20 protein-coding genes are annotated in these 20630 nt (G+C 61.9%); 10 read left to right on the top strand and 10 right to left on the bottom strand.

Annotation, left to right across the window (positions count from 1 at the left end; genetic code table 11):
* Nucleotides 1-9 precede the first annotated feature (9 nt).
* Nucleotides 10-570, bottom strand: coding sequence for a 16S rRNA (guanine(966)-N(2))-methyltransferase RsmD (rsmD, locus tag B5P46_RS07165; protein WP_129418076.1), 561 nt, complete (start codon nucleotides 568-570; stop codon nucleotides 10-12).
* Complete coding sequence (locus tag B5P46_RS07160) at nucleotides 551-2599, bottom strand: pseudouridine synthase (protein ID WP_129418075.1); 2049 nt, start codon at nucleotides 2597-2599, stop codon at nucleotides 551-553. Before B5P46_RS07160 ends, rsmD begins: the two co-directional genes overlap by 20 nt.
* 90 nt (nucleotides 2600-2689) lie before the next feature.
* On the opposite strand from B5P46_RS07160, the gene B5P46_RS07155 reads away from it, so the two are divergent.
* Complete coding sequence (locus B5P46_RS07155; protein ID WP_041936180.1) at nucleotides 2690-3127, top strand: nucleoside deaminase; 438 nt, start codon at nucleotides 2690-2692, stop codon at nucleotides 3125-3127.
* Between the two features lie 51 nt (nucleotides 3128-3178).
* Here the strand turns inward: B5P46_RS07155 and B5P46_RS07150 are convergent, their stop codons facing one another.
* Together B5P46_RS07150 and ileS are read right to left on the bottom strand one after the other, a co-directional pair.
* Nucleotides 3179-3808, bottom strand: coding sequence for a hypothetical protein (locus B5P46_RS07150; protein ID WP_129418074.1), 630 nt, complete (start codon nucleotides 3806-3808; stop codon nucleotides 3179-3181).
* A 133-nt stretch (nucleotides 3809-3941) separates the two neighbouring features.
* A complete protein-coding gene (gene ileS, locus B5P46_RS07145; protein WP_129418073.1) occupies nucleotides 3942-6833 on the bottom strand; it encodes an isoleucine--tRNA ligase in 2892 nt (963 codons plus the stop codon).
* Nucleotides 6834-7153: 320 nt separating this feature from the next.
* On the opposite strand from ileS, the gene B5P46_RS07135 reads away from it, so the two are divergent.
* The 4 genes from B5P46_RS07135 to B5P46_RS07120 all read left to right on the top strand — a co-directional run bounded on the left by B5P46_RS07135 (nucleotide 7154) and on the right by B5P46_RS07120 (nucleotide 8980).
* Nucleotides 7154-7417, top strand: coding sequence for a type II toxin-antitoxin system Phd/YefM family antitoxin (locus B5P46_RS07135; protein WP_129418072.1), 264 nt, complete (start codon nucleotides 7154-7156; stop codon nucleotides 7415-7417).
* Nucleotides 7414-7872 carry a type II toxin-antitoxin system VapC family toxin gene (locus B5P46_RS07130; RefSeq protein WP_129418071.1) on the top strand — a complete coding sequence of 153 codons (459 nt, stop codon included), beginning with the start codon at nucleotides 7414-7416 and terminating at the stop codon, nucleotides 7870-7872. Before B5P46_RS07135 ends, B5P46_RS07130 begins: the two co-directional genes overlap by 4 nt.
* Before the next feature lie 232 nt (nucleotides 7873-8104).
* Nucleotides 8105-8416: an antitoxin Xre/MbcA/ParS toxin-binding domain-containing protein gene (locus B5P46_RS07125; RefSeq protein ID WP_245426701.1), complete on the top strand. Its 312-nt coding sequence runs from the start codon at nucleotides 8105-8107 to the stop codon at nucleotides 8414-8416.
* Between the two features lie 129 nt (nucleotides 8417-8545).
* On the top strand, nucleotides 8546-8980 hold the full coding sequence (locus B5P46_RS07120) for an RES family NAD+ phosphorylase (RefSeq protein ID WP_129418069.1): 435 nt from the start codon (nucleotides 8546-8548) through the stop codon (nucleotides 8978-8980).
* On the opposite strand, the gene B5P46_RS07115 is transcribed toward B5P46_RS07120, so the two are convergent.
* A complete protein-coding gene (locus B5P46_RS07115; protein ID WP_129418849.1) occupies nucleotides 8969-9961 on the bottom strand; it encodes a bifunctional riboflavin kinase/FAD synthetase in 993 nt (330 codons plus the stop codon). The two genes, B5P46_RS07120 and B5P46_RS07115, sit on opposite strands and share 12 nt — an antisense overlap.
* Before the next feature lie 14 nt (nucleotides 9962-9975).
* A complete protein-coding gene (locus tag B5P46_RS07110; protein ID WP_129418068.1) occupies nucleotides 9976-10824 on the bottom strand; it encodes a TIGR01459 family HAD-type hydrolase in 849 nt (282 codons plus the stop codon).
* Between the two features lie 395 nt (nucleotides 10825-11219).
* Here B5P46_RS07110 and groES point away from each other — a divergent pair, with 395 nt between their 5' ends.
* The 3 genes from groES to B5P46_RS07090 all read left to right on the top strand — a co-directional run bounded on the left by groES (nucleotide 11220) and on the right by B5P46_RS07090 (nucleotide 14410).
* Entirely contained in the window at nucleotides 11220-11516 is a 297-nt protein-coding gene (gene groES / locus B5P46_RS07105) for a co-chaperone GroES (protein ID WP_003545797.1), read from the top strand.
* Between the two features lie 72 nt (nucleotides 11517-11588).
* Nucleotides 11589-13232, top strand: coding sequence for a chaperonin GroEL (gene groL / locus B5P46_RS07100; RefSeq protein ID WP_003545786.1), 1644 nt, complete (start codon nucleotides 11589-11591; stop codon nucleotides 13230-13232).
* Between the two features lie 731 nt (nucleotides 13233-13963).
* Entirely contained in the window at nucleotides 13964-14410 is a 447-nt protein-coding gene (locus B5P46_RS07090; protein ID WP_129418066.1) for a hypothetical protein, read from the top strand.
* A 323-nt stretch (nucleotides 14411-14733) separates the two neighbouring features.
* On the opposite strand, the gene B5P46_RS07080 is transcribed toward B5P46_RS07090, so the two are convergent.
* Nucleotides 14734-15444, bottom strand: coding sequence for a glutathione binding-like protein (locus tag B5P46_RS07080; RefSeq protein ID WP_129418064.1), 711 nt, complete (start codon nucleotides 15442-15444; stop codon nucleotides 14734-14736).
* 208 nt (nucleotides 15445-15652) lie between these two features.
* On the opposite strand from B5P46_RS07080, the gene B5P46_RS07075 reads away from it, so the two are divergent.
* Nucleotides 15653-16066, top strand: coding sequence for a DoxX family protein (locus B5P46_RS07075; RefSeq protein WP_097620972.1), 414 nt, complete (start codon nucleotides 15653-15655; stop codon nucleotides 16064-16066).
* A 79-nt stretch (nucleotides 16067-16145) separates the two neighbouring features.
* Here the strand turns inward: B5P46_RS07075 and hisG are convergent, their stop codons facing one another.
* The 3 genes from hisG to hisS form a co-directional block, all read right to left on the bottom strand.
* Nucleotides 16146-16841 carry an ATP phosphoribosyltransferase gene (gene hisG / locus B5P46_RS07070; protein WP_065282308.1) on the bottom strand — a complete coding sequence of 232 codons (696 nt, stop codon included), beginning with the start codon at nucleotides 16839-16841 and terminating at the stop codon, nucleotides 16146-16148.
* Complete coding sequence (locus B5P46_RS07065; RefSeq protein ID WP_129418063.1) at nucleotides 16838-17959, bottom strand: ATP phosphoribosyltransferase regulatory subunit; 1122 nt, start codon at nucleotides 17957-17959, stop codon at nucleotides 16838-16840. Before B5P46_RS07065 ends, hisG begins: the two co-directional genes overlap by 4 nt.
* 180 nt (nucleotides 17960-18139) lie before the next feature.
* The gene (gene hisS, locus B5P46_RS07060) at nucleotides 18140-19711 is read right to left on the bottom strand and encodes a histidine--tRNA ligase (RefSeq protein ID WP_129418062.1); all 1572 of its coding nucleotides are present in this window, start codon (nucleotides 19709-19711) and stop codon (nucleotides 18140-18142) included.
* A gap of 129 nt (nucleotides 19712-19840) precedes the next feature.
* On the opposite strand from hisS, the gene B5P46_RS07055 reads away from it, so the two are divergent.
* A complete protein-coding gene (locus tag B5P46_RS07055; RefSeq protein WP_206735318.1) occupies nucleotides 19841-20599 on the top strand; it encodes a hypothetical protein in 759 nt (252 codons plus the stop codon).
* The last annotated feature ends 31 nt before the right edge of the window (nucleotides 20600-20630 follow it).

Here is a 20630-nt window from a genome sequence, read left to right as displayed (position 1 = left end):
CGCCCCCGCTTATTGCGGCTGATATCGGAAGAAATGCACCCTCGTATCGCCAAAGATGCGGCTTTCGAGGAAAACATAGGAAGGATGGACGGAAACGACAATATCGGCGCGTTCTTCGAGCACGGCGATTGCGCCAGGCTGCAGCCAGCCGCCCGCGACCGCCGCCGCCATCGCCTTTTCGCCGAGACCCTTGCCATAGGGCGGGTCGGCAAAGAGCACGTCGAAGGGTTCGAGATTGCCGACGCTGCCGAGATCGGTCGCATCCCGGCGCAGGATGCGCGTGCGGCCATGCAGGCCGAGCGCATCGATGTTCTCCCAGAGCAGCGCCCTGCCCTCGACGCTGTTTTCGACGAAGAGCGCATGGCGACAGCCGCGTGAAACCGCTTCGAGGCCGACGGCGCCGGTTCCGGCAAAGAGGTCGAGAATCCGGGTGCCATCGACGCATTCCGGATAGGCATGGCTCAATATATTGAACAGGCTCTCGCGCGTCCGGTCGGCAGTCGGCCGGATCTCGTTGGATTTTGGCACGGCGAGAGGCCGTCCGCGAAACTCACCGCCGACGATCCGCACCGCGCGTCATTCCTTTTCCTTTAGCACCACCTCTGGACGGCCCGCCCGCAGGTCTGTCGCCGCCCGGCCTATCACCGCCCTGTTTGGCACCGCCCGACTTGGCACCTTTCGGCTTGCCGGAAAAACTCTTGGCCCCACCAGGCTTGGCCCCACCGGGCTTGGCCGCAAAGCCCTTGCCGCGCGGCCTGTCACCAGAAGGCCTGTCACCGGAAGGCCTGTCACTCGAGGGCTTGTCGCCGAACGATCTTTCGCCGCGCGGACGCTCGGAGCGGCCCTCGCCGGCAAAGCTTCTGGCTGCCCGCGGGCGTTCGTCACCGTCCTCGCGCGGCCTGCGATCGCCACGCGGCTTGTCGCCGAAGGGCCGATCCCCACGCGGGGGACGATCACCGAACGGCCGGTCGCCGCGCGGACGCTCCGAACGGCCCTCACCGGCGGAGGTTCTGGCGGCCCGAGGACGCTCGTCGCCATCCGCACGCGGCTTGCGATCACCACGCGGCTTGTCGCCGAAGGGCCGATCCCCACGCGGGGGACGATCACCGAACGGCCGGTCGCCGAAGGGTCGATCCCCACGCGAGGGACGATCACTGAACGGCCGTTCGCCCCGCGCCGGGCGGTCGCCAGAACCGCGGTCTTCGCGGGCGGGGCGATCGCCAAAGCCGTGCTTGCGGCCGAAGCCCTCGCCCTCATCCTTGCGACGGGGCTGCTCGCTCGAGCGGATCCACTCGCCATCCTCTTCGCGCACGCGGTTCACCTGCGTACGCGGGTGATCTTCGATGCGATCGAAACCAGTGCCTCTTGCCGGCGACTGCTCGCCGCGCTTGCGTGCGGTCTGCGCATTCTTGGCGGCTTTCGCCGCGGCCTTTTCGCCGAGCGGCCGGGCGCCGGGCGCCATCCAGACATTGGCGCTGCGGCGCTGGCCGAGCAGCTGGGGGCGCTTTGGCCTTTCATCGTCCCGGCGCCCGCCATCGCGGCGGTCGTCCTCTTTGCGCGCGCCACCGTGGCGGTCATCGCGCTTGGTGTCGAGACGGCTCAGTGCCCGTTCGCGCTTGTCCTCGTCACGGCGCGGACGCTCGCGCTTTTCCGGTGCTGCGGGCTCTGCCTCTTCCTCGGCAGCGACCGCCGCCGCATTGTAGATCGGCGCGTCGAAATTCGCCTTGGCTTCTTCGATGAGGCGCGGGCCGAGCTGGTCGCGCAGTGTGCGGCCGCGCACTTCGACGACATGGCCTTCCGGCAGGTCGCCGAGCTGGAACGGGCCATAGGAAATGCGGATCAGGCGATTGACGTCGAGGCCGAGCGCGCCGAGCACGTTCTTGATTTCGCGGTTCTTGCCTTCGCGAAGACCCATGGTGATCCAGACATTCGAACCTTGCGTGCGGTCGAGCGTCGCCTCGATCGAGCCGTAGAGCACGCCGTCGACGGCGATGCCGTCCTTCAGCTTGTCGAGCGCGTCCTGATCGATCTCGCCATGGGCGCGGACGCGATAGCGCCGCAGCCAGCCGGTCGCCGGCAGCTCGAGCGCGCGGGCGAGACCGCCGTCATTGGTCAAGAGCAGCAGGCCTTCGGTGTTGATGTCGAGGCGGCCGATCGACATGACGCGCGGCAGTTCTTCCGGCAGGTTGTCGAACACGGTCGAGCGGCCTTCCGGATCGGCATTGGTGGTCACCAGGCCCGCGGGCTTATGATAAAGCCACAGTCTGGTGCGCTCGATGCCGCGGATCGGCACGCCGTCGACCTCGATGCGGTCGGCGAGCGTGACGTTGACGACGGGGGTTTCGAGAACCCTGCCGTTCAGCGTCACACGGCCGTCCATGATCATGCGTTCGATGTCACGGCGGGAGGCGACGCCGGCACGCGCCATCACCTTGGAAATGCGTTCGGCCTTGGCCTCGCCATCGGTCTCGGCGGCGGCCACGCGAGCGGCCGCAGGCTTTGCCGGCTTCTCGCCGTCCGCCTTCGGGCCGGCTTTCGACTTGATATCCCGCGAAAGGGGCTTTGCGCCCGGGCGTTTTGGCTTGTCTTTGGGTGTCATTTGTTGTTTGCCTGCCTTTTGGGCCTGTCTATCAGGTCACGCATCTGCGGTTAAGTGGAAATTCTTGCGATCGTGAAGACAAATCGTTTCATGGAGATGGCGCTCGAAGAAGCGCGTGCCGCCGGAGAACGCGGCGAGGTGCCGATCGGCGCCGTGGTCGTTGTCGACGATATTGCCGTTTCACGCTCGGGAAACCGCACGCGCGAGCTCAAAGACGTGACTGCGCATGCCGAAATCGCCGCGATCCGGCTCGCCTGCGAAGCGCTCGGACAGGAACGTCTTGTCGGCGCCGATCTCTACGTGACGCTGGAGCCTTGCACGATGTGCGCAGCAGCCATCTCGTTTGCGCGTATCCGCAGGCTCTATTACGGCGCCGAGGACCCGAAGGGCGGCGCCGTCGACAATGGCGTGCGATTCTATGGGCAGCCGACCTGCCACCACGCCCCGGAGGTCTATTCCGGCTTCAACGAGGTCCAATCGGCCGATCTGTTGCGAAAGTTCTTTTCGCAACGAAGAGAGGCGCCGTAATCCGCAGCGCCGGTGCGCGGCGCCGTCATCCTTGCCGGCGCGCCGAAAAAGCTATTGCAGGAAGTTCCACCACTGCTTGCCGGTGTTGGCGACCGCTGCTTCCTTCTTGCGCTTCTTCTGCTTCTTGAGCTCGGGCTCGCCGACATCATCGAGCTTTGCCGGATCGTCGACGGTGCGGTAGCCGGTCGGTGGATCCGATATATAGCGGCGCTGGTCGACATAGGAGCCCTTCTGCAGGGCACGGGCTTCACGATAGGCCTTGGTCTGGGCTTCCGTCGTGCGCCGGCCGCCTTCAATCGCAGAGCTGGCGAGCGGCGAGCGGTAATTCGGATTGTCCGAATTCGCGTCGGCCTCCGAAACGAGACGAGCACGCGTCTCCTCCGGCGATTCAAGCCATTGCGGATTGTCCTTGTTGGCAACCGTCTGCTGCGGCGGGACGAGGGTCTCTTTCTGCGCCTGAGCCGGCAGCACCAGCGTCGGACGCGGCGTGTATTTGACGCCCTTGTTCTTCGGGTCCGGGCCGGTCAACGACACGGACTGGCCGAGATCGTCGGTCAACTGTTCCATGGCGGTCTTGTCGGTGCCGTAGGTCGGGCTGCTGGCGCAACCGGACACCAGGGAACATCCCGCCACTACAACAGACAGGCAGGCGCCCATACGGAACCAATGCGTTGCTAACATGAAAACCCTTCCAGCCCTGCCGGTGCAATCGTCGCCCAACCGGACAACCGTCCCCCTGACGCAAAAATCCGGCCATTTTCAGGCAGCTTTTACCGGATGAACCGCGAAAACGCAATTCACCCGGCAATATTCTTCACTTGAGCGCGGCAAGCTCGCGAAGGGCAGCAGCGTCGCGGGCCGAAACATCAGGATATTCGGGATCGGAACCGACATCCCTGGTGATGCGCCAGGAGCGGGCGCATTTCTCACCCTCAGCAAGCTTCGGCACGACGCTGACCTGAGGCACCTCCGCCAGGCGGAAGGCATCCACCGGTCCTTCACCGGCCTTGACCTCGATTGCCGAGGTGATGCAGACTTCGGTGAAGTCCTGGCCTTCCAGCGCCTTCAGCAGTTCCGGATCGGCGATATGAACGACGGGAGCCGCTTCCAGCGAGGAGCCGATGCGCTTGTCCTTGCGCTCGATTTCCAGAGCGCCGGTCACAACCGAGCGCACGGCGCGGATCTTCTTCCACTTCTCGGCCAAGGCATCGTTGCGCCATTCCTTTGCAACCGGGGCAAACTGCTCCAGATGCACGGAAACGGCGGACGGATTGCGCGACAGCCAGGCCTCTTCGGTGGTGAAGGGCAGCATCGGGGCGAGCCAGGTCACCATGCAATCGAAGATCTGACGGATGACGTGCAGGCTGGCGCGCCGGCGGAGACTCGACGGCGCGTCGCAATAGAGCGCATCCTTGCGGACATCGAAATAGAAGGCCGACAGCTCGACATTGGCGAAATCGATCAGCGCGCGGGCGATCTTCTTGAAGTCGAAGGCATCGTAGTTCTCGCGCACCAGCTCGTCGAGCTCGGCCAACCGGTGCAGCATCAGCTGCTCCAGCTCCGGCAGGTCGGCAAGCGCGATCTCCTCGCCCTTGTCGTGGGCGAGTGTGCCGAGCATCCAGCGGATGGTGTTGCGCAGCTTGCGATAGGCGTCGACATTGGTCTGGATGATCGTCTTGCCGACGCGCAGGTCGTCGGCATAATCCGAGGTCATCACCCACAGGCGCAGGATATCGGCGCCGGCATCCTTCATCACCTCCTGCGGCGCTGTGACGTTGCCCTTCGACTTCGACATCTTCTCGCCCTTCTCGTCCATGGTGAAACCATGGGTGAGGACGGCGTTGTAAGGCGCACGGCCGCGGGTGGCCGCCGATTCCAGCAGCGACGAATGGAACCAGCCGCGATGCTGGTCGGAACCTTCGAGATAAAGGTCGGCCGGCCACTTCAGGTCCGGGCGGTCTTCGAGCGTGAAGGTGTGCGTCGAGCCAGAGTCGAACCAGACGTCGAGGATATCCATGACCTGGGTCCACTGGGAATGATCGTGGTCATTGCCGAGGAAACGTTCCTTGGCGCCTTCGGCAAACCAGGCGTCGGCACCCTCATATTCGAAGGCCTCGAGGATGCGGGCGTTGACGGCTTCATCAACCAGGACCTCGCCCTCATCGTCGGCAAAGACGGCGATCGGCACGCCCCATGCCCTTTGACGGGAAAGAACCCAGTCCGGACGGCCCTCGATCATGGCGCGCAGGCGGTTCTGGCCGGCGGCGGGCACGAAGCGCGTATCGTCGATCGCACCCAGCGCGCGCGAACGCAGCGTCGTGCCGTCGGCAAGGGCCTTGTCCATATAGACGAACCATTGCGGCGTGTTGCGGAAGATGACCGGCTTCTTCGACCGCCAGGAATGCGGATATTGGTGCTTCAGCCGGCCGCGGGCAAAGAGCGCGCCGCGGGCGATCAGCTCCCTGATGACGCGGTCGTTGGCATCGCCCTTCTTGCCGTTGTCGTCGATGACGCGGGCGCCCTCGAAGCCGGGGGCGTCTGATGTGTAGAAGCCGCCGTCGTCGACCGGGAACGGAATCTTGGCGTCGATGCCGCGGGCCTCAAGCGTGCGGACAGCCGACATCCAGGCATCGAAGTCTTCGCGACCGTGGCTGGGTGCGGTGTGGACGAAGCCGGTGCCGGCGTCATCGGTGACGTGGTCGCCGTCGAGCAGCGGCACGCGGAATTCATAGCCGCCGTCGAGACCCTCGAAGGGATGCGCGCAGATCATCGCTGCGAAGTCGGCCGCAGAGACATCGCTCAAGCGCTTGTACTGCAGCTTGGCCTTGGCGAAGGATTCTTCGGCCAGCTTATCGGCAAAGATCAGCTTTTCGCCGGGACGCGGACCAAAATCGTTCTCGGCGGCCGTCACTTCGTAGAGACCGTAGGAGACACGCGCGGAAAAGGAGACCGCGCGGTTGCCGGGGATAGTCCAGGGCGTGGTCGTCCAGATGACCACGAACGCATCCTTGAGCGCGACCGGACCTTCGACGACCGGGAATTTCACCCAGATCGTGTCGCTCTCATAATCCTGGTATTCGACCTCGGCCTCGGCCAACGCCGTGCGCTCGACGACCGACCACATGATCGGCTTGGAGCCGCGATAAAGCTGACCGCTCGCGGCGATCTTCAAGAGTTCGCCGGCGATGCGCGATTCCGCGTGAAAATTCATCGTCGTATAGGGATTGTCGAAGTCACCCTCGATGCCGAGGCGCTTGAACTCGTCCGCCTGGACCTTGATCCAGCCGGCGGCGAATTCACGGCATTCGCGGCGGAATTCGTTGACCGGAACCTCATCCTTGTTCCTGCCCTTTTCGCGGTATTTCTCCTCGATCTTCCATTCGATCGGCAGGCCGTGGCAATCCCAGCCGGGCACGTAATTGGCGTCGTAGCCGCGCATCTGGAACGAACGGTTGATGACGTCCTTGAGGATCTTGTTCAGCGCGTGGCCGATATGGATGTTGCCGTTGGCATAGGGCGGGCCGTCGTGAAGCACGAATTTCTCGCGGCCGGCGGCGGAAGCACGCAGTTTCTTGTAGAGACCCATCTCCTGCCAGCGCTTGACGAGCTCCGGCTCCTTCTGCGGCAGGCCGGCGCGCATCGGGAAATCGGTTTCGGGCAAATAGAGGGTCTTCGAATAATCGATCTTTTCGGCTGTGTCGGTCATATCGGGACAATCGTTTCTGGCGGCCCAGAAAGGGGCGCAACGGGCGTGAAAAAGCTGGTGACGGAAGCGCTCTTATCCGAGCGCCAAAAACCCGGACCTCCCGGCCGCTTAGCGCGCGCGGAAGGCCGGGCCGATAATTCGCATCGTGATCGCCAGCCTAAATTTCGTCATAGCGCCGGTTCATAGGCGTTTTTGCCGGGAAAAGGAAGAGAAGAATTCGCGCGCCCGCAATCCTCATCGAAAGCAGGAGAGCTGGAAAACGCTTGCGGCATACGCTATGATCTGACTATCTGACCAGTTTCTATCGCAGGCAAAGACGCATGAAAAAAGTGACGAAGCAAAGCTGGAAGCTCGAGGACGCGAAAGCGCGCTTCAGCGAGGTGGTTCGCCGCGCCCACAGCGAAGGACCGCAGCACGTGACGGTTCGCGGCCGGGACAGCGTCGTCGTCATCAGCGCCGAACAGCTCGACAAACTCACCAAAGCCGAACCGAAGAAGCCCTTCGTCGCCTTCATGGAGAGCCTCGATCTCAAAGAGCTCGACCTTGAGCGAGAGAAAGATTACGGGCGGGATGCCGAGCTGTGATCGGCTGGCTGCTCGATACCAACGTCATTGCCGCGCTGATCAATCCGAACGGCGCACCCTCCGTCAAATCCTGGGCTGCGGCTCAAGACGAGGAGAGGATGTTCATCAGCATCCTCACGCTGGCGGAATATGACAAAGGCATCGAAAACCTGTCTGAGGACGATCAGAACCGCTATCGTTATGCCGCCTCCCGCGATGCGCTGGAGGAGAGGTTTTCGCAACGCGTTCTTTCGCTGAGCGACGCAGCCGTCAGACACTGGGGCGTCATTTCGGGGCGGGTGAAACTCAAGACCGGACACGCGCCGCCGGTTGTCGACACGATGCTCGCTGCCACCGCAATCGAGCACAATCTCTATCTGGTGACGCGAAACGTCAGGGATACGCGCTTCTCCGGCGCGCCGATCTTCGATCCGTGGACCAACGATCCCGGTCAATTTCCGTTGAGCCGGAGATAACCCGCAAGCAGCGCCCTCGCCTCCTCCTCATCGCTTGATCTGGGCGACGGTCGGCTGGGATAACGGAAGCAGTTGAAGACTGAGCCAAATGCGCATATATATTGGGGCAAGTGGCAGAAAGGTCTTCACGGCAATGCTCAGTTCTCTTCAGACGCCCGATCCAATGACCATACGTGAGCGCCTCGAGATCGCTTCGCACGGCTCCGTCCAAGTTTATGACGGAGCGATGGCATTGAAATTGACAGAGCTCGGCTTTTCCGTCGAAGAAATATATCGTTTCGTCGCACCGCGCCGAACTCTGGCGAGACGCAATGCGAACGGCGAGCCGCTGACAGTCGAGGAAAACGATGGCGCATTGCGCATCGTGCGGATCGCGGACATGGCTAAGCGCATTTTCGGCGACAGAGCCGTTGCGTTCGATTGGCTGCGCAAGCCCAATCGCGGCATGGACGGCATCGCGCCGATCGATCTGCTGGAATCGGAAACCGGCGCCCGCCTCGTCGAGCAGGCCCTGCACCAGATCGACCACGGGATTTACGTCTAGAGCGGTTCAACTTTTCATGAAAACGCAGAACCGCTCTAACCTTTTGTTTTCACGCAATTCTCGGCAAAAGCGCTTCGCGCTTTGCCATGGGAAAACCGCTTCGCACTTTCCCTGGAATTGCTTTAAGCGATGATCTTATGGCGTATCTCGAATTATGCCGATCTTTCCGGACGCGGCGGGCTGCTTGCACCGGGACGATGGCATCATCAGGGAATTCCCGTCGTCTATTGCTGTGATCACCCGTCGACTGCGCTCCTCGAAATTCTGGTCCAGGTCGATCTGCATCAAATTCCGAGAGATTTTCAGCTCCTGAAAATCCATTGCCCGGACGACATCCAAGCCTTCGATATCGGGCTCGATCCTGCTGCGATCAACCAGACCAGCCTGACGCGCGACCGTGGCAGCAAATTGCTGGAAGACAATGATTTCTGTCTCCTGCGCGTCCCATCGGCAATCATGCCAGAGGCCGCGAATATTCTTATCAATCCACGTCATCCGGACGCGTCGCGGCTGACAATCGAAAAAACGATCCGCTATCCGTTCGACAGCCGGCTATTGCGCTGAGGAAAAGCACAATTTTCCATCAAGCGCACTGAGTGGCTTAACGCCTGATAGCAGCGCCCTCGCCTCTTCTTCGTCGCGTTTGATCTGGGCGACCAGCGGATCGAGGCCGTCGAATTTCAATTCGGGTCTGATATAGCCGAAGAAGGAGATGGCGCAGAGCTGGCCGTAGAGATCGCCGCTGAAATCGAAAAGATAGGTTTCGAGCAGCGGCGCGCCGTTTTCCGTCACCGTCGGGCGGCGGCCATAGCTTGCGACGGCATCGTGGAGCGTGCCGTCCTGGCGGCGGAAGCGGACGGCGTAGATGCCGGCGGCAAGATCGACCTCCGGCGGCAGGCGCATGTTGGCCGTCGGGAAACCCAGCTGCCGGCCGAGCTTTTCGCCATCGATCACCTCGGCTTCCACCGTATAGCGGTAACCGAGCATGCCGGCGACTTCGCTGACATTGCCCTCCTTGAGGAGCGCGCGGATATGGCTCGAAGAGACGACATCGGCGTTTTCGTCGCGGAAGGCATCGATCAGGGTGACGCCGAAGCCGTAGGTCCGGCCGGCATTCATCAAGAAGGCCGGACCGCCCTCGCGGCCGCGGCCAAAATGGAAATCGAAGCCGGTGACGACTTCGGAGGCGCCGAGCCAATCCTTCAGGATCGAATGGATGAAATCATCGGCCGAGCGCTGCGAGAACTCGTAATCGAAGGGATATTCGATGACGGCGCTGAAGCCCAGCGTTTCCAGGATGCGGGCCTTCAGCGGCGCCGGCGTCAAGCGGAAGACCGGCGCCTGCGGCCGGAAGACCGTGCGCGGATGCGGCTCGAAAGTCAGCACCAAAGCGGGGATACCGCGCGCCTTGGAGATTTCGAGCGCCCGGCTCAGCACCGATTGATGGCCGCGGTGCACGCCGTCGAAATTGCCGATGGCAATGACGCCGCCCTTCAGATGGGCGGGCAAGGGTTCCCGGGTTTCATTGCGGTGGAAGACGGTCATCGGCTGGCTTCTCTTCATGCAAGGCGTGGCATCCACCACTTCGGCGCGGCGTTTTCCCGTTCAAGATAGGCGTTGAGGATCGCCTCGTCGGTCTCGCCGTTGAGAGTATATTCCTTAGCGTGGATACCACCGCTGATGTAGAGGAGGTCGAGGCCGTAATTCAAGGCGCCCCGCACATCGGTCGGCATGCCGTCGCCGATCGCCAGCACGCGGTCGACCGGGAAATCACCGCGAAGCTCGCGGGCAGCCGCAAGCGTCGCCTCGTAGATCGGCCGGTGCGGCTTGCCGGCGATGCGGGTTTTTCCGCCGAGCTGCTCGTAATAGGCGGCCATGGCGCCGGCGCAGGGGATGATGCGATGGCCGCGCTCGACGATGAGGTCGGGATTGGCGCAGATCATCGGCACGTCGCGGGCTTTGAAATCGAGAAGCATGTCGGTGTAATCCTCCGGCTTCTCCGTCTCGTCGTCGAAAAAGCCGGTGCAGACCAGCGATTGCGCTTCGCCCGCCGGCCGGCGCTCAACGCCAATGCCTTCGAGCAGCGCCTTGTCGCGCTCGGGGCCGAGCAGAAAGACGGTCTTCGGCCCTTCGGCGATCAGCCCGCGCGTGACGTCGCCAGAGGTGACGATCCTGTCATAGGCGCTGTCGGGAACGCCGATCTGGCGCAGCTGATCGACCACCTGCCAGGAAAGGCGCGGCGAATTGGTGATGAGGACGACGGCGAGGCCGCTTTCGCGCGCCGCTTCAAGAGCTGCGGCCGCCTTCGGGAACGGATCGACGCCGTTGTGAACGACGCCCCAGACATCGCAGAGCACCACATCATAGTGACCTGATATCTCCGAGAAGTTTTCTATCCGCTTGGCCATTCCGATTTCCCGATTTGCTTCAGTCACCGGTGACATTGCAAAGGCGCAAGGCGATGGCAAGGCATTTTCTTCGTTGCCGGGCCAATGCGAAGAGCTCGAACGGCGATCCGGCGGAGCGGAAGGGCAAAGGGTTTTGACGATTATCGCGAAGCGGCAGATCGCCGGCGGCGGACGAGTTCGGCAAAGTTCGGCTGCGCCCCGAGTTTCGGCCGCAATCTCCGACTATTCTCCGGCCTCTTCACAATTCCGGCACAAAAATTCGTGATTGCTCTCATTGACTCCTCTCGGAGCCATCCCTAAATGCTCGTCGCTAGCACTCACCGCAAGGGAGTGCTAACATTTATCCATGTGGACCACTCCGGTCCGCGAATGTCATTCGATCGAGGGATTAGACAATGGCAAGCACCAACTTCCGCCCCCTTCACGACCGCGTCGTTGTTCGCCGCGTTGAGTCCGAAGCCAAGACCAAGGGCGGCATCATCATTCCCGATACCGCCAAGGAAAAGCCGCAGGAAGGCGAAATCGTCGCTGTCGGCTCCGGCGCGCGCGATGAGTCCGGCAAGGTCGTCGCACTCGACGTCAAGGCTGGCGACCGCATCCTGTTCGGCAAGTGGTCCGGCACCGAAGTCAAGATCGACGGCGAAGACCTTCTGATCATGAAGGAAGCCGACATCATGGGCATCATCGGCTGATCGGCCGACCTGCTTTCCCGAAATGGCTGACGGGCCTTTTGCCCGAACAACTCGAATTCAGGAGTTAAGAATATGGCATCTAAAGAAATCAAGTTTGGCCGCACCGCGCGCGAAAAGATGCTGCGCGGCGTCGACATTCTCGCCGATGCAGTGAAGGTCACGCTCGGTCCGAAGGGCCGTAACGTCATCATCGACAAGTCCTTCGGCGCGCCGCGCATCACCAAGGACGGCGTTTCTGTCGCCAAGGAAATCGAACTCGAAGACAAGTTCGAAAACATGGGCGCCCAGATGGTCCGCGAAGTTGCTTCGAAGACCAACGACATCGCCGGCGACGGCACCACGACGGCTACCGTTCTTGCCCAGGCGATCGTTCGCGAAGGCAACAAGGCCGTTGCAGCCGGCATGAACCCGATGGACCTGAAGCGCGGCATCGACCTCGCTGTCGCTGACGTCGTGAAGGATCTCCAGGCCAAGGCCAAGAAGATCTCGACTTCGGAAGAAGTTGCACAGGTCGGCACGATTTCGGCCAATGGCGACAAGCAGGTCGGTCTCGACATTGCTGAAGCCATGCAGAAGGTCGGCAACGAAGGCGTCATCACGGTTGAAGAAGCCAAGACCGCCGAAACCGAACTCGAAGTCGTCGAAGGCATGCAGTTCGACCGCGGCTACCTCAGCCCCTACTTCGTGACCAACCCGGAAAAGATGATCGCGGACCTCGAAGACGTCTTCATTCTCCTTCACGAGAAGAAGCTCTCGAACCTGCAGTCGATGCTCCCGGTTCTCGAAGCCGTCGTTCAGACCGGCAAGCCGCTCCTCATCGTCGCTGAAGACGTCGAAGGCGAAGCCCTCGCAACGCTCGTCGTCAACAAGCTGCGCGGCGGCCTGAAGATTGCTGCCGTCAAGGCTCCTGGCTTCGGCGACCGCCGCAAGGCCATGCTCGAAGACATCGCCATCCTGACGGGCGGCACTGTCATTTCCGAAGATCTCGGCATCAAGCTCGAATCCGTCACGCTCGACATGCTCGGTCGTGCCAAGAAGGTTTCGATCTCCAAGGAAAACACCACGATCGTCGACGGTTCGGGCGCCAAGACCGACATCGAAGGCCGTGTTGCCCAGATCAAGGCCCAGATCGAAGAAACCACCTCCGACTACGACCGCGAGAAGCTGCAGGAACGTCTTGCCAAGCTCGCTGGCGGCGTTGCCGTCATCCGCGTCGGCGGCTCGACGGAAGTCGAAGTGAAGGAAAAGAAGGACCGCATCGACGACGCGCTCAACGCGACCCGCGCTGCCGTTCAGGAAGGCATCGTCCCCGGCGGCGGTATCGCTCTGCTCCGCTCCTCCACGAAGATCACCGTCAAGGGTGCAAACGACGACCAGGAAGCCGGCATCAACATCGTTCGCCGCGCCCTGCAGTCGCTCGTTCGTCAGATCGCTGAAAACGCAGGCGACGAAGCCTCGATCGTTGTCGGCAAGGTCCTCGACAAGAACGAAGACAACTTCGGCTACAACGCCCAGACATCCGAATATGGCGACATGATCGCCATGGGTATCGTCGACCCGCTCAAGGTCGTTCGCACGGCGCTGCAGAACGCTGCTTCTGTCGCATCGCTGCTGATCACCACCGAAGCCATGATCGCCGAACTGCCGAAGAAGGAATCGGCTGGCGGCGGCATGCCGGGCGGCATGGGCGGCATGGGCGGTATGGACATGATGTGATAGGCCAACGGCCTTTCACAGCATCGTTCATGAAACCGCCCATCATCTAAGATGGTTCAGCGCGTCAAGCGCGCTGAACTGGCGGAATGGACATGATGTGATAGGCGAAAGCCATCACTGACGACCATTCCGGCATCCGGAACAGGAAGGGCGGCCCTCGGGTCGCCCTTTTCTTTTGACCAAAGCGATTCGACGCGCGGCAGGTCCGATTGGCATAGCCGATGAAACGTTTGCCCGGCACTCTACTGCAGCCCAGGCGTGAAGCTTGCGCCAGGCTTACGTTGCCCGCGTCTTTCACAGCCCACCGACATGCGAGAGATCACAGCGTTGCGGCAAGATTTCCGGGCTCACGCGGAGTGAAAACGCTTCCAAAGCCCTCAAGGACGATCTTCCGAGGTTGTTTCTCGCGAAATCGCACGCAAATGCGAGCATCCAGGGAAAGGAGGCGGATCCGAATACCCCTTAAAAAGCCGTTGCCGTTTGTCCAAAAGCTCCTATAAATCCGCGCTGCAATTAAAGCGCGCCCGGCGATATTTTTTCGCCAATAGACGAGGCCGGAGCGCGGAAGGCGATAGGTGAACGTTCGGCTCGATGGGCTCCGGTTACGGAGGCAGGTGGCCGTGGCAATAATCGCCGGATGAAGCGCGGGCATCATGCCCGCTGCCGCGTGATCCTGTTTCTTTGTGTTTGCCGAGCGTGCGGCGGGAGCCGCATCCGAACGGGGGAACGCCTTGTTTAAGATCGCCAGAGCCAATGCAGCCGTACCTTTGACGCCCGGCTCGTTTGATGACGCCAATCAAAATCACGAGATGTTGGCGCAGTTTTCCGTTTCCGAAGCCTGGACTGGAGATTTTTCGAGCGGCATGCTCCGTCTCGGCGAGTGGAGCGCGATGCTGCACGGCCTCGCCGCACAGGAATGCGGATTGCTGAGCCTGATCCGCTGCTATGATGCCAAGGACCGCAGCCACATATTGGAGCTGTTCGAGCAGGCGGCGACGCTCTGCTCCTCTTTCTGTTTTTCGACGACGATCATTATGCCGAACGGCTTTCGCCAGCCGCTCTTCTGCATGGGCGAGTCGAACGGGCTGGAAGAAAAATTCAACGGCAGCATGGTCGGCGTCTTCGTCTTCCCGCGCTTCAAGCTGGAAGGCGCAAAGCAGATCACAAGCCGGCAGTGAGGCTGAATGAGCATCCCTCCCCTGTGTGAGGCCGGTGAGAACGGAGAGGTCGAGGCATATCCTCTTCTCCCCAGCGGGGAGAAGGTGCCGGCAGGCGGATGAGGGGGCCACACGGCACCATCCTTCACGTAAAACCTATTCCGCCACGCCGACGGTAACACCGTGCCCCAACGACGCTAGCACAATCGAAGCCCACATAGGCATCGTCGAAAGACCGGCTTCGCCGGCCCCCTCATCCGCCCTACGGGCACCTTCTCCCCGCTGGGGAGAAGAGGGAATCGAGACGTCGCAGCAGTCTGAAGCACTTTCCAGCGATCTGTCCGCTACTCCGGCTTGACCGGGATGTTGAGGCCCCTGGCACTTGCCGGACGAGCGATGCAGCGCTCCAGCCAATTAGAGACGGCGGGGAATTTCGCGTATTCGAGCACCTCGCGGCCGCCATAGAAAATATCGGCACCGCGAACCCAGGTAAAGGTGGTGATGTCGGCGATCGTATAGAGATCGCCCATGATCCACTGGCGACCCTTCAGCCGGTCTTCGAGCACGCCGAGCAGGCGTTTGGACTCGTCGCGATAACGCTCTACCGGATAGGAATTGTTGGCGACCTTGTCGGCGGCGAATTTATAGAAATGCCCGAACTGTCCGAACATCGGGCCGATCCCGGCCATCTGGAAAAACACCCACTGGATGGTTTCGTAGCGGCCGGCGGCATCGTCGGGGATGAGCTTGCCGGTTTTTTCGGCGAGATAAAGCAGGATGGCGCCGGATTCGAAAAGGCCGATCGGCTTCCCGTCCGGACCGTTCGGATCGATGATCGCCGGGATGCGACCGTTCGGGTTCAGAGATTCGAATTCCGGCGACTTCTGCTCGTTGGCGGCGAAGGAAATATAATGCGGCTCATAGGCGAGGCCGAGCTCTTCGAGGGCAACGGAGACCTTCACCCCATTCGGCGTCTGCAGGGAATAGAGCTGGATGATGTCGGGATTTTTCGCCGGCCAGCGCGTCGTGATCGGAAATGCGGAAAGATCTGCCATCGGATTCTCCATGTTATCAGCCGACCATAGGAGACGAGGCTTCACAAAGGCAAGCGATGGCCGATCATCGTTCCATATTATTGAACGAACTGTCCGCTTCCGTTTATCTTTCCATAAAACTAGAAAAAGGCGACATAGGTGACATCCGAGGTCCATCCGGTGCCGGGGCACCCAGATCTCCAGAGTCCTTCAAACGGAGACAACATCCATGTCCAACGTCATCATCCTGATTGCCCGCATTCTTCTGTCTTTCATGTTCATCCTTTCCGGTTTCATGAAGCTCACCGATCCTGCCGGTACTGCGGGCATGATCGCCGGTGCCGGCCTGCCGGCAGCAACCCTGCTGGCCTATGTCGCAGGCCTTTTCGAACTGCTGGCAGGCCTTGCGGTTCTCACAGGCTTCCAGGTCCGCATTGCCGGCTGGCTGCTCGCCGCCTTCTGTGTCTTCACGGGCATTGCCTTCCACCTGCCCTACGCGAGTGGCACGGAACTCGTGAACATTCTCAACCAGATCATGGTCATGAAGAATATCACGCTGGCCGGCGCGTACATACTGCTCGCCACCGTCGGTGCCGGTGCCTATTCGATCGACGCACGCCGCGGCGCCTACGCAGCCGCCTGATACCAGCAGACATCCTCCCATAAATGCGAAAACCCGCCGTCACCCGACGGCGGGTTTTCTTGTGCCTTGATGACGGGGATCAGAGGGCGGCGCGCACCGCGTCGATGATTGCCTGCACGGCGGGTTCGCCGGCGTGGCTCTCCTTGCGGGCGCGCACCAGGCAGGCCTGCGAATGCAGGATGACACCGTCCTGGAGCACCTTCAGGTGGTTGGCGCGCAGCGTCGAGCCGGTGGAGGTGATATCGACGATGATGTCGGCCGAGCCGGAGGCGGGGGCGCCCTCGGTGGCGCCCAGGCTTTCGACGATGCGATAAAGCTGGATGCCGTGCTGGCTCGAAAAGAACTGCTGGGTCAGCCGCCAGTATTTGGTGGCGATGGCAAGGCGCCGGCCGTGGCGGGCGCGGAAATCGGCGGCGACATCGACGAGATCGGCCATGGTGTCGACATCGAGCCAGATCTCAGGCACGGCGACGACAACATCGGCATGGCCGAAGCCGAGCCGGGCGCAGAATTCGACGCGCTTGTCGACCTCCGCAAACCCTTCCCGCATCAGATCCTCGCCGGTGACACCGAAATCGACGGTACCGTTGCCGATTTCACGGGAGATTTCGGAAGCCGAGAGGAAGGCGATCTCCACATCATCCCAGCCTTCGACGCGGCCGCGATAGGAGCGGTCGTTACCAACAGCCGAGATCGTCATGCCAGCACGTTCGAAGATCGCCGAAGCGTCCTCCTTCATCCGGCCCTTGGAGGGAAGCGCGATGGTGATGGTCATACGGCTGCCCTTTCGGTTTCGATGCGGTCGAGCCAGAAGGAGAAGCCGACGGCCGGAATGCGGTCCGTCGCACCGAGGAAGGTCAGGAGCCGGTCGAAGCGGCCGCCGCCGGCGAGCACCGCGGTCGAACCTTCAACCGTCACCTCGAAGACGAGGCCGGTGTAATAATCGAGCGGCCGCCCGAAAGCGGCGCGGTAGTCGAGGCAGGAAAGATCGACGCCGGCATTGGAAAGTGCTGCAACGCGGCCATTGAAGCGGGCGAGCGCGTTGCCGAGTTTCAACCCGGCAGCATCGGCGAAACCGGCAAGGGCCGCGGACGCATTGACGAGCGGCACGTCGAGCGACAGGAACTCTTCCAGCACATGGAAGGCCGCATCGTCGAGGCGCGTTTCGGAAAGGATGAGCTTTTCCTTGAGCCGTCGGGCGATCTCCAGGGCCGAGCGGCCGGCATTCGTGGAATAGCCGGTCTTCTGCATCTCCCGCTCGAGATAGGCGACCAGCGCTTGCTCGTCGCCTGATGCGACCAGCCTGGCGATATCGTCGTCCAGCCCGGTGACGAATTGCGGGCTGACGAGGCTTGCAAGCAGTGCTTCCAGCTGCGTCATATTGCCGAAGGCGTGGATCAGGCGCTTCTGCCAGCCGAGCGGCAGGCCGAGCGCCTGGACGACAGCCTCGAACACCGCCTGGTCGCCCAATGTCACCGACAGGCGGCGGCTCGGCAGCAGGCGGGCGAGAATGCCGGTGGCATCGCCGATGGCGCGGGCGTCGGCGTTTGACAGGTCGATATCGCCAAGATCCTCGATGCCGGCCTGATAGAATTCATTGGCACCGTCGCGGCGCTGGCGGAAAACCTTGCCGAGATAGGCATAACGCTTCGGCGTGCCGGTCGCCGTCTCGATGTGGCGCAGACAGACGGGAATGGTGAATTCGGGACGCAGGCAAAGGCTGGCGCCGGTTTCGCTCTCCGTCATGAAGATGCGGCGACGCAGATCCTCGCCGGCGATATCAAGGAAAGGTTCGGCCGGCTGAATGACAGGCGTGTCGATGCGCTCGGCGTTGCGGGCGACGAATTCGGTAAGCAGGTCGTTGGCGAATTCGGGGAGGTTGATCAGGGGCATTGGCTTGACTTCCCTCTTCTCCCCAGCGGGGAGAAGATGCCCGACAGGGCAGATGAGGGGGATGAGGAGTGTAAACGACGAATGTCCTGAGCGGCGAGCGAAGGACAGCTTCTGCCGTGGTGCCCCCTCATCCGACCCTTCGGGCCACCTTCTCCCCGAGGGGAGAAGGGGAGATCTCTCTCAAACGTCGTCATCTGTGTCACCGGCTTGAGCGGGATCATATGGAGTTTCGAAGCCGGAGCCCGCCCTCTTCCGATCCTCGGCCTGCGCCGCAAGGATCTCCCTCACCTTGGCCACCAGATCGCCTTCCGGCACAGTCTCCTGCGCCACACGGGCCTCACGCCAGCTGGCATTGTCCTCGATCTCACCCGAAAGCCGCTTGCCCTCGATCAGATCCTTGATCTGCACGACGCTTGTCGCACGCTCGTCGCCGCCCTGGATGATGGCGACGGGGCAGCCGCGGCGATCGGCATATTTCAGCTGGTTGCCGAACTTCTTCCAGTTGCCCTGGAACATCTCGGCGCGGATGCCGGCGGCGCGCAGTTCCTGCGTCATCCTTTGATAGCGGCCCATCGCCTCGACATCGCCGTCCATGACGGTCACCAGCACCGGCTCGATGACCTCACTGGCGCCAAGCTTGCCGAGGTTCTTCAGCGCCGTCATCAGCCTGGAGACGCCGATCGAAAAGCCTGTCGCCGGCACCGGCTGGCCCATGAAGCGGGAGACGAGGCCGTCATAACGGCCGCCGCCGCCGACCGAACCGAAGACGACCTTTTCACCCTTTTCATTGGTGACGTCGAAGGTCAGTTCGGCCTCATAGACCGGGCCTGTATAATATTCGAGGCCGCGCACGACGGAGGGGTCGATTTTGATGCGGTCGGACTGATAGCCGGCGCTGGTGACGAGTGCACCGATGAAATTCAGCTCGTCGACGCCTTCGCCACCTCTGTAGGTTCCCGCAACCAGCTCGGCGAGGCGTTGAGCGCTTTCGGCATAGTCCTTGATGCCGACGAAGAACAGCACCTTGTCGATCTGCGCCTGATCGAGACCGGCGCCCTTGGTGAAGTCGCCGGATTCATCCTTGCGGCCGGGACCGAGCAGCAGGGCCACGCCCTCCGGGCCAAACTTGTCGAGCTTGTCGATGGCGCGCAGCACGTTCAACCGTTGCCCCGCCTTGTCGTCCCCGCCGAGACCGATCGCCTCGAGAACGCCATCCAGAACCTTGCGGTTATTGATGCGGATGAGGTAATCGCCGCGCTTGATGCCGAGGGCTTCCAGCGTATCGGCCATCATCATGCACATTTCGGCATCGGCCTGAACACCCGGCGCGCCGACGGTGTCGGCATCGAACTGCATGAACTGGCGGAACCGGCCCGGGCCTGGCTTCTCGTTGCGGAAGACGTAGCCGGCGCGATAGGTGCGGTAAGGCAGCTGGATCTCGTTGAAATTCTCGGCGACATGACGGGCGAGCGGCGCCGTCAGGTCGTAACGCAGCGACATCCATTGCTCGTCATCGTCCTGCAGCGAGAAGACGCCCTCGTTCGGCCGATCGCTGTCCGGCAGGAACTTGCCAAGCGCATCGGTATATTCGAACAGCGGCGTTTCCAGCGGATCGAAACCATAATGCTCATAGACTTCCCGGATCTTTGCCGTCATCTCGTTGACGGCGCGGATATCGCCGGCCGTCCGGTCGACGAAGCCGCGCGGCAGGCGGGCCTTGAGCTTTTGCGGTTTCTTCTGCTTGTCGTTCATTTCCGGGGATTCCACTGACTGTGACAGTGGCGGTTTCCTAGCGGATTGGACGCGGAGCGGCAAGGGCGAAGGGTCTTGATGTGGCTGCGAGAATCGATTGAACGGAGGAGCTCCATCAGAAATGCGGATATGTTCATGATCACTGAGGCACTCCTCTATGCCGCGACCTTGCCGCTGACCGGCAAGCCGCATCGAAAGTTCATCCGCTATTCCGTCAATCTCTGGTCGCGGGCCGGGCGCTGCGCGGCGGCTTGGGCCGAACATGAGGAGATGAGCCGAAAGGCGATCCTGGCGGGAGCGGCTGACCTCAGGCGGAAGCGGACCGCGGTCGTCCTCGGCTCCGGCCTGTTGCGCGATGTGCCGATCGAGGTGCTGGCGCGAGATTTCGACACCGTGGTACTGGTCGATCTCGTTCATCTCGCCTCGTTGCGCCTGTGGCTGTCGGCCAAAGCCTATCGCAATGTCCGGCTGATCGAGTGCGATCTCTCCGGCTACGATGAACTTGCCGCCGGCCGCGAGCCCGAACCGCTCGGCTTCCTGCGTGCTGTGCCCTATCTCGATTTCGTGGTTTCCGCCAACCTGTTGTCGCAGATCGGTCGCGGCGTGAAACGGCGCCACGAGGCCGAGGCAGGGCGAATGCCGGAAGACACGGTGGAAAGGCTGATCGCGGCACATCTTGCCGGGCTTTCGGGGCTTCCCTGCCGCAGCTGCCTAGTAACCGACATCGCCTATGCCGTCATCGACCGCAACGGCAAGATGCATGAGGAGGCCGACCTGCTGCATGGCGTTTTGCCGCCGCCGGCAAAAGCCACCTGGACATGGCCGGTCGCGCCGCTCGGCGAAGAGAGCAAGGATTATAGGATCGAGCACAAGGTCATTGCCGCCTAGCGCATTGTGCTTTCCGAAGATCGGAATCGAT

Origin of the sequence: Rhizobium leguminosarum, from assembly GCF_004123835.1 — a bacterium.
GTDB classification, from domain to species: domain Bacteria; phylum Pseudomonadota; class Alphaproteobacteria; order Rhizobiales; family Rhizobiaceae; genus Rhizobium; species Rhizobium leguminosarum_M.
This window is presented reverse-complemented; position numbering and strand designations above follow the sequence as displayed.

Bases quoted from the DNA above. Each gene is read 5' to 3' on its own strand.
- B5P46_RS07160 (WP_129418075.1), bottom strand. From the start codon at position 2,599: ATGACACCCAAAGACAAGCCAAAACGCCCGGGCGCAAAGCCCCTTTCG.
- B5P46_RS07155 (WP_041936180.1), top strand. From the start codon at position 2,690: ATGGAGATGGCGCTCGAAGAAGCGCGTGCCGCCGGAGAACGCGGCGAG.
- B5P46_RS07150 (WP_129418074.1), bottom strand. From the start codon at position 3,808: ATGTTAGCAACGCATTGGTTCCGTATGGGCGCCTGCCTGTCTGTTGTA.
- ileS (WP_129418073.1), bottom strand. From the start codon at position 6,833: ATGACCGACACAGCCGAAAAGATCGATTATTCGAAGACCCTCTATTTG.
- B5P46_RS07135 (WP_129418072.1), top strand. From the start codon at position 7,154: ATGAAAAAAGTGACGAAGCAAAGCTGGAAGCTCGAGGACGCGAAAGCG.
- B5P46_RS07120 (WP_129418069.1), top strand. From the start codon at position 8,546: ATGATCTTATGGCGTATCTCGAATTATGCCGATCTTTCCGGACGCGGC.
- B5P46_RS07115 (WP_129418849.1), bottom strand. From the start codon at position 9,961: ATGACCGTCTTCCACCGCAATGAAACCCGGGAACCCTTGCCCGCCCAT.
- B5P46_RS07110 (WP_129418068.1), bottom strand. From the start codon at position 10,824: ATGGCCAAGCGGATAGAAAACTTCTCGGAGATATCAGGTCACTATGAT.
- groES (WP_003545797.1), top strand. From the start codon at position 11,220: ATGGCAAGCACCAACTTCCGCCCCCTTCACGACCGCGTCGTTGTTCGC.
- groL (WP_003545786.1), top strand. From the start codon at position 11,589: ATGGCATCTAAAGAAATCAAGTTTGGCCGCACCGCGCGCGAAAAGATG.
- B5P46_RS07080 (WP_129418064.1), bottom strand. From the start codon at position 15,444: ATGGCAGATCTTTCCGCATTTCCGATCACGACGCGCTGGCCGGCGAAA.
- B5P46_RS07075 (WP_097620972.1), top strand. From the start codon at position 15,653: ATGTCCAACGTCATCATCCTGATTGCCCGCATTCTTCTGTCTTTCATG.
- hisG (WP_065282308.1), bottom strand. From the start codon at position 16,841: ATGACCATCACCATCGCGCTTCCCTCCAAGGGCCGGATGAAGGAGGAC.
- B5P46_RS07065 (WP_129418063.1), bottom strand. From the start codon at position 17,959: ATGCCCCTGATCAACCTCCCCGAATTCGCCAACGACCTGCTTACCGAA.
- hisS (WP_129418062.1), bottom strand. From the start codon at position 19,711: ATGAACGACAAGCAGAAGAAACCGCAAAAGCTCAAGGCCCGCCTGCCG.
- B5P46_RS07055 (WP_206735318.1), top strand. From the start codon at position 19,841: ATGTTCATGATCACTGAGGCACTCCTCTATGCCGCGACCTTGCCGCTG.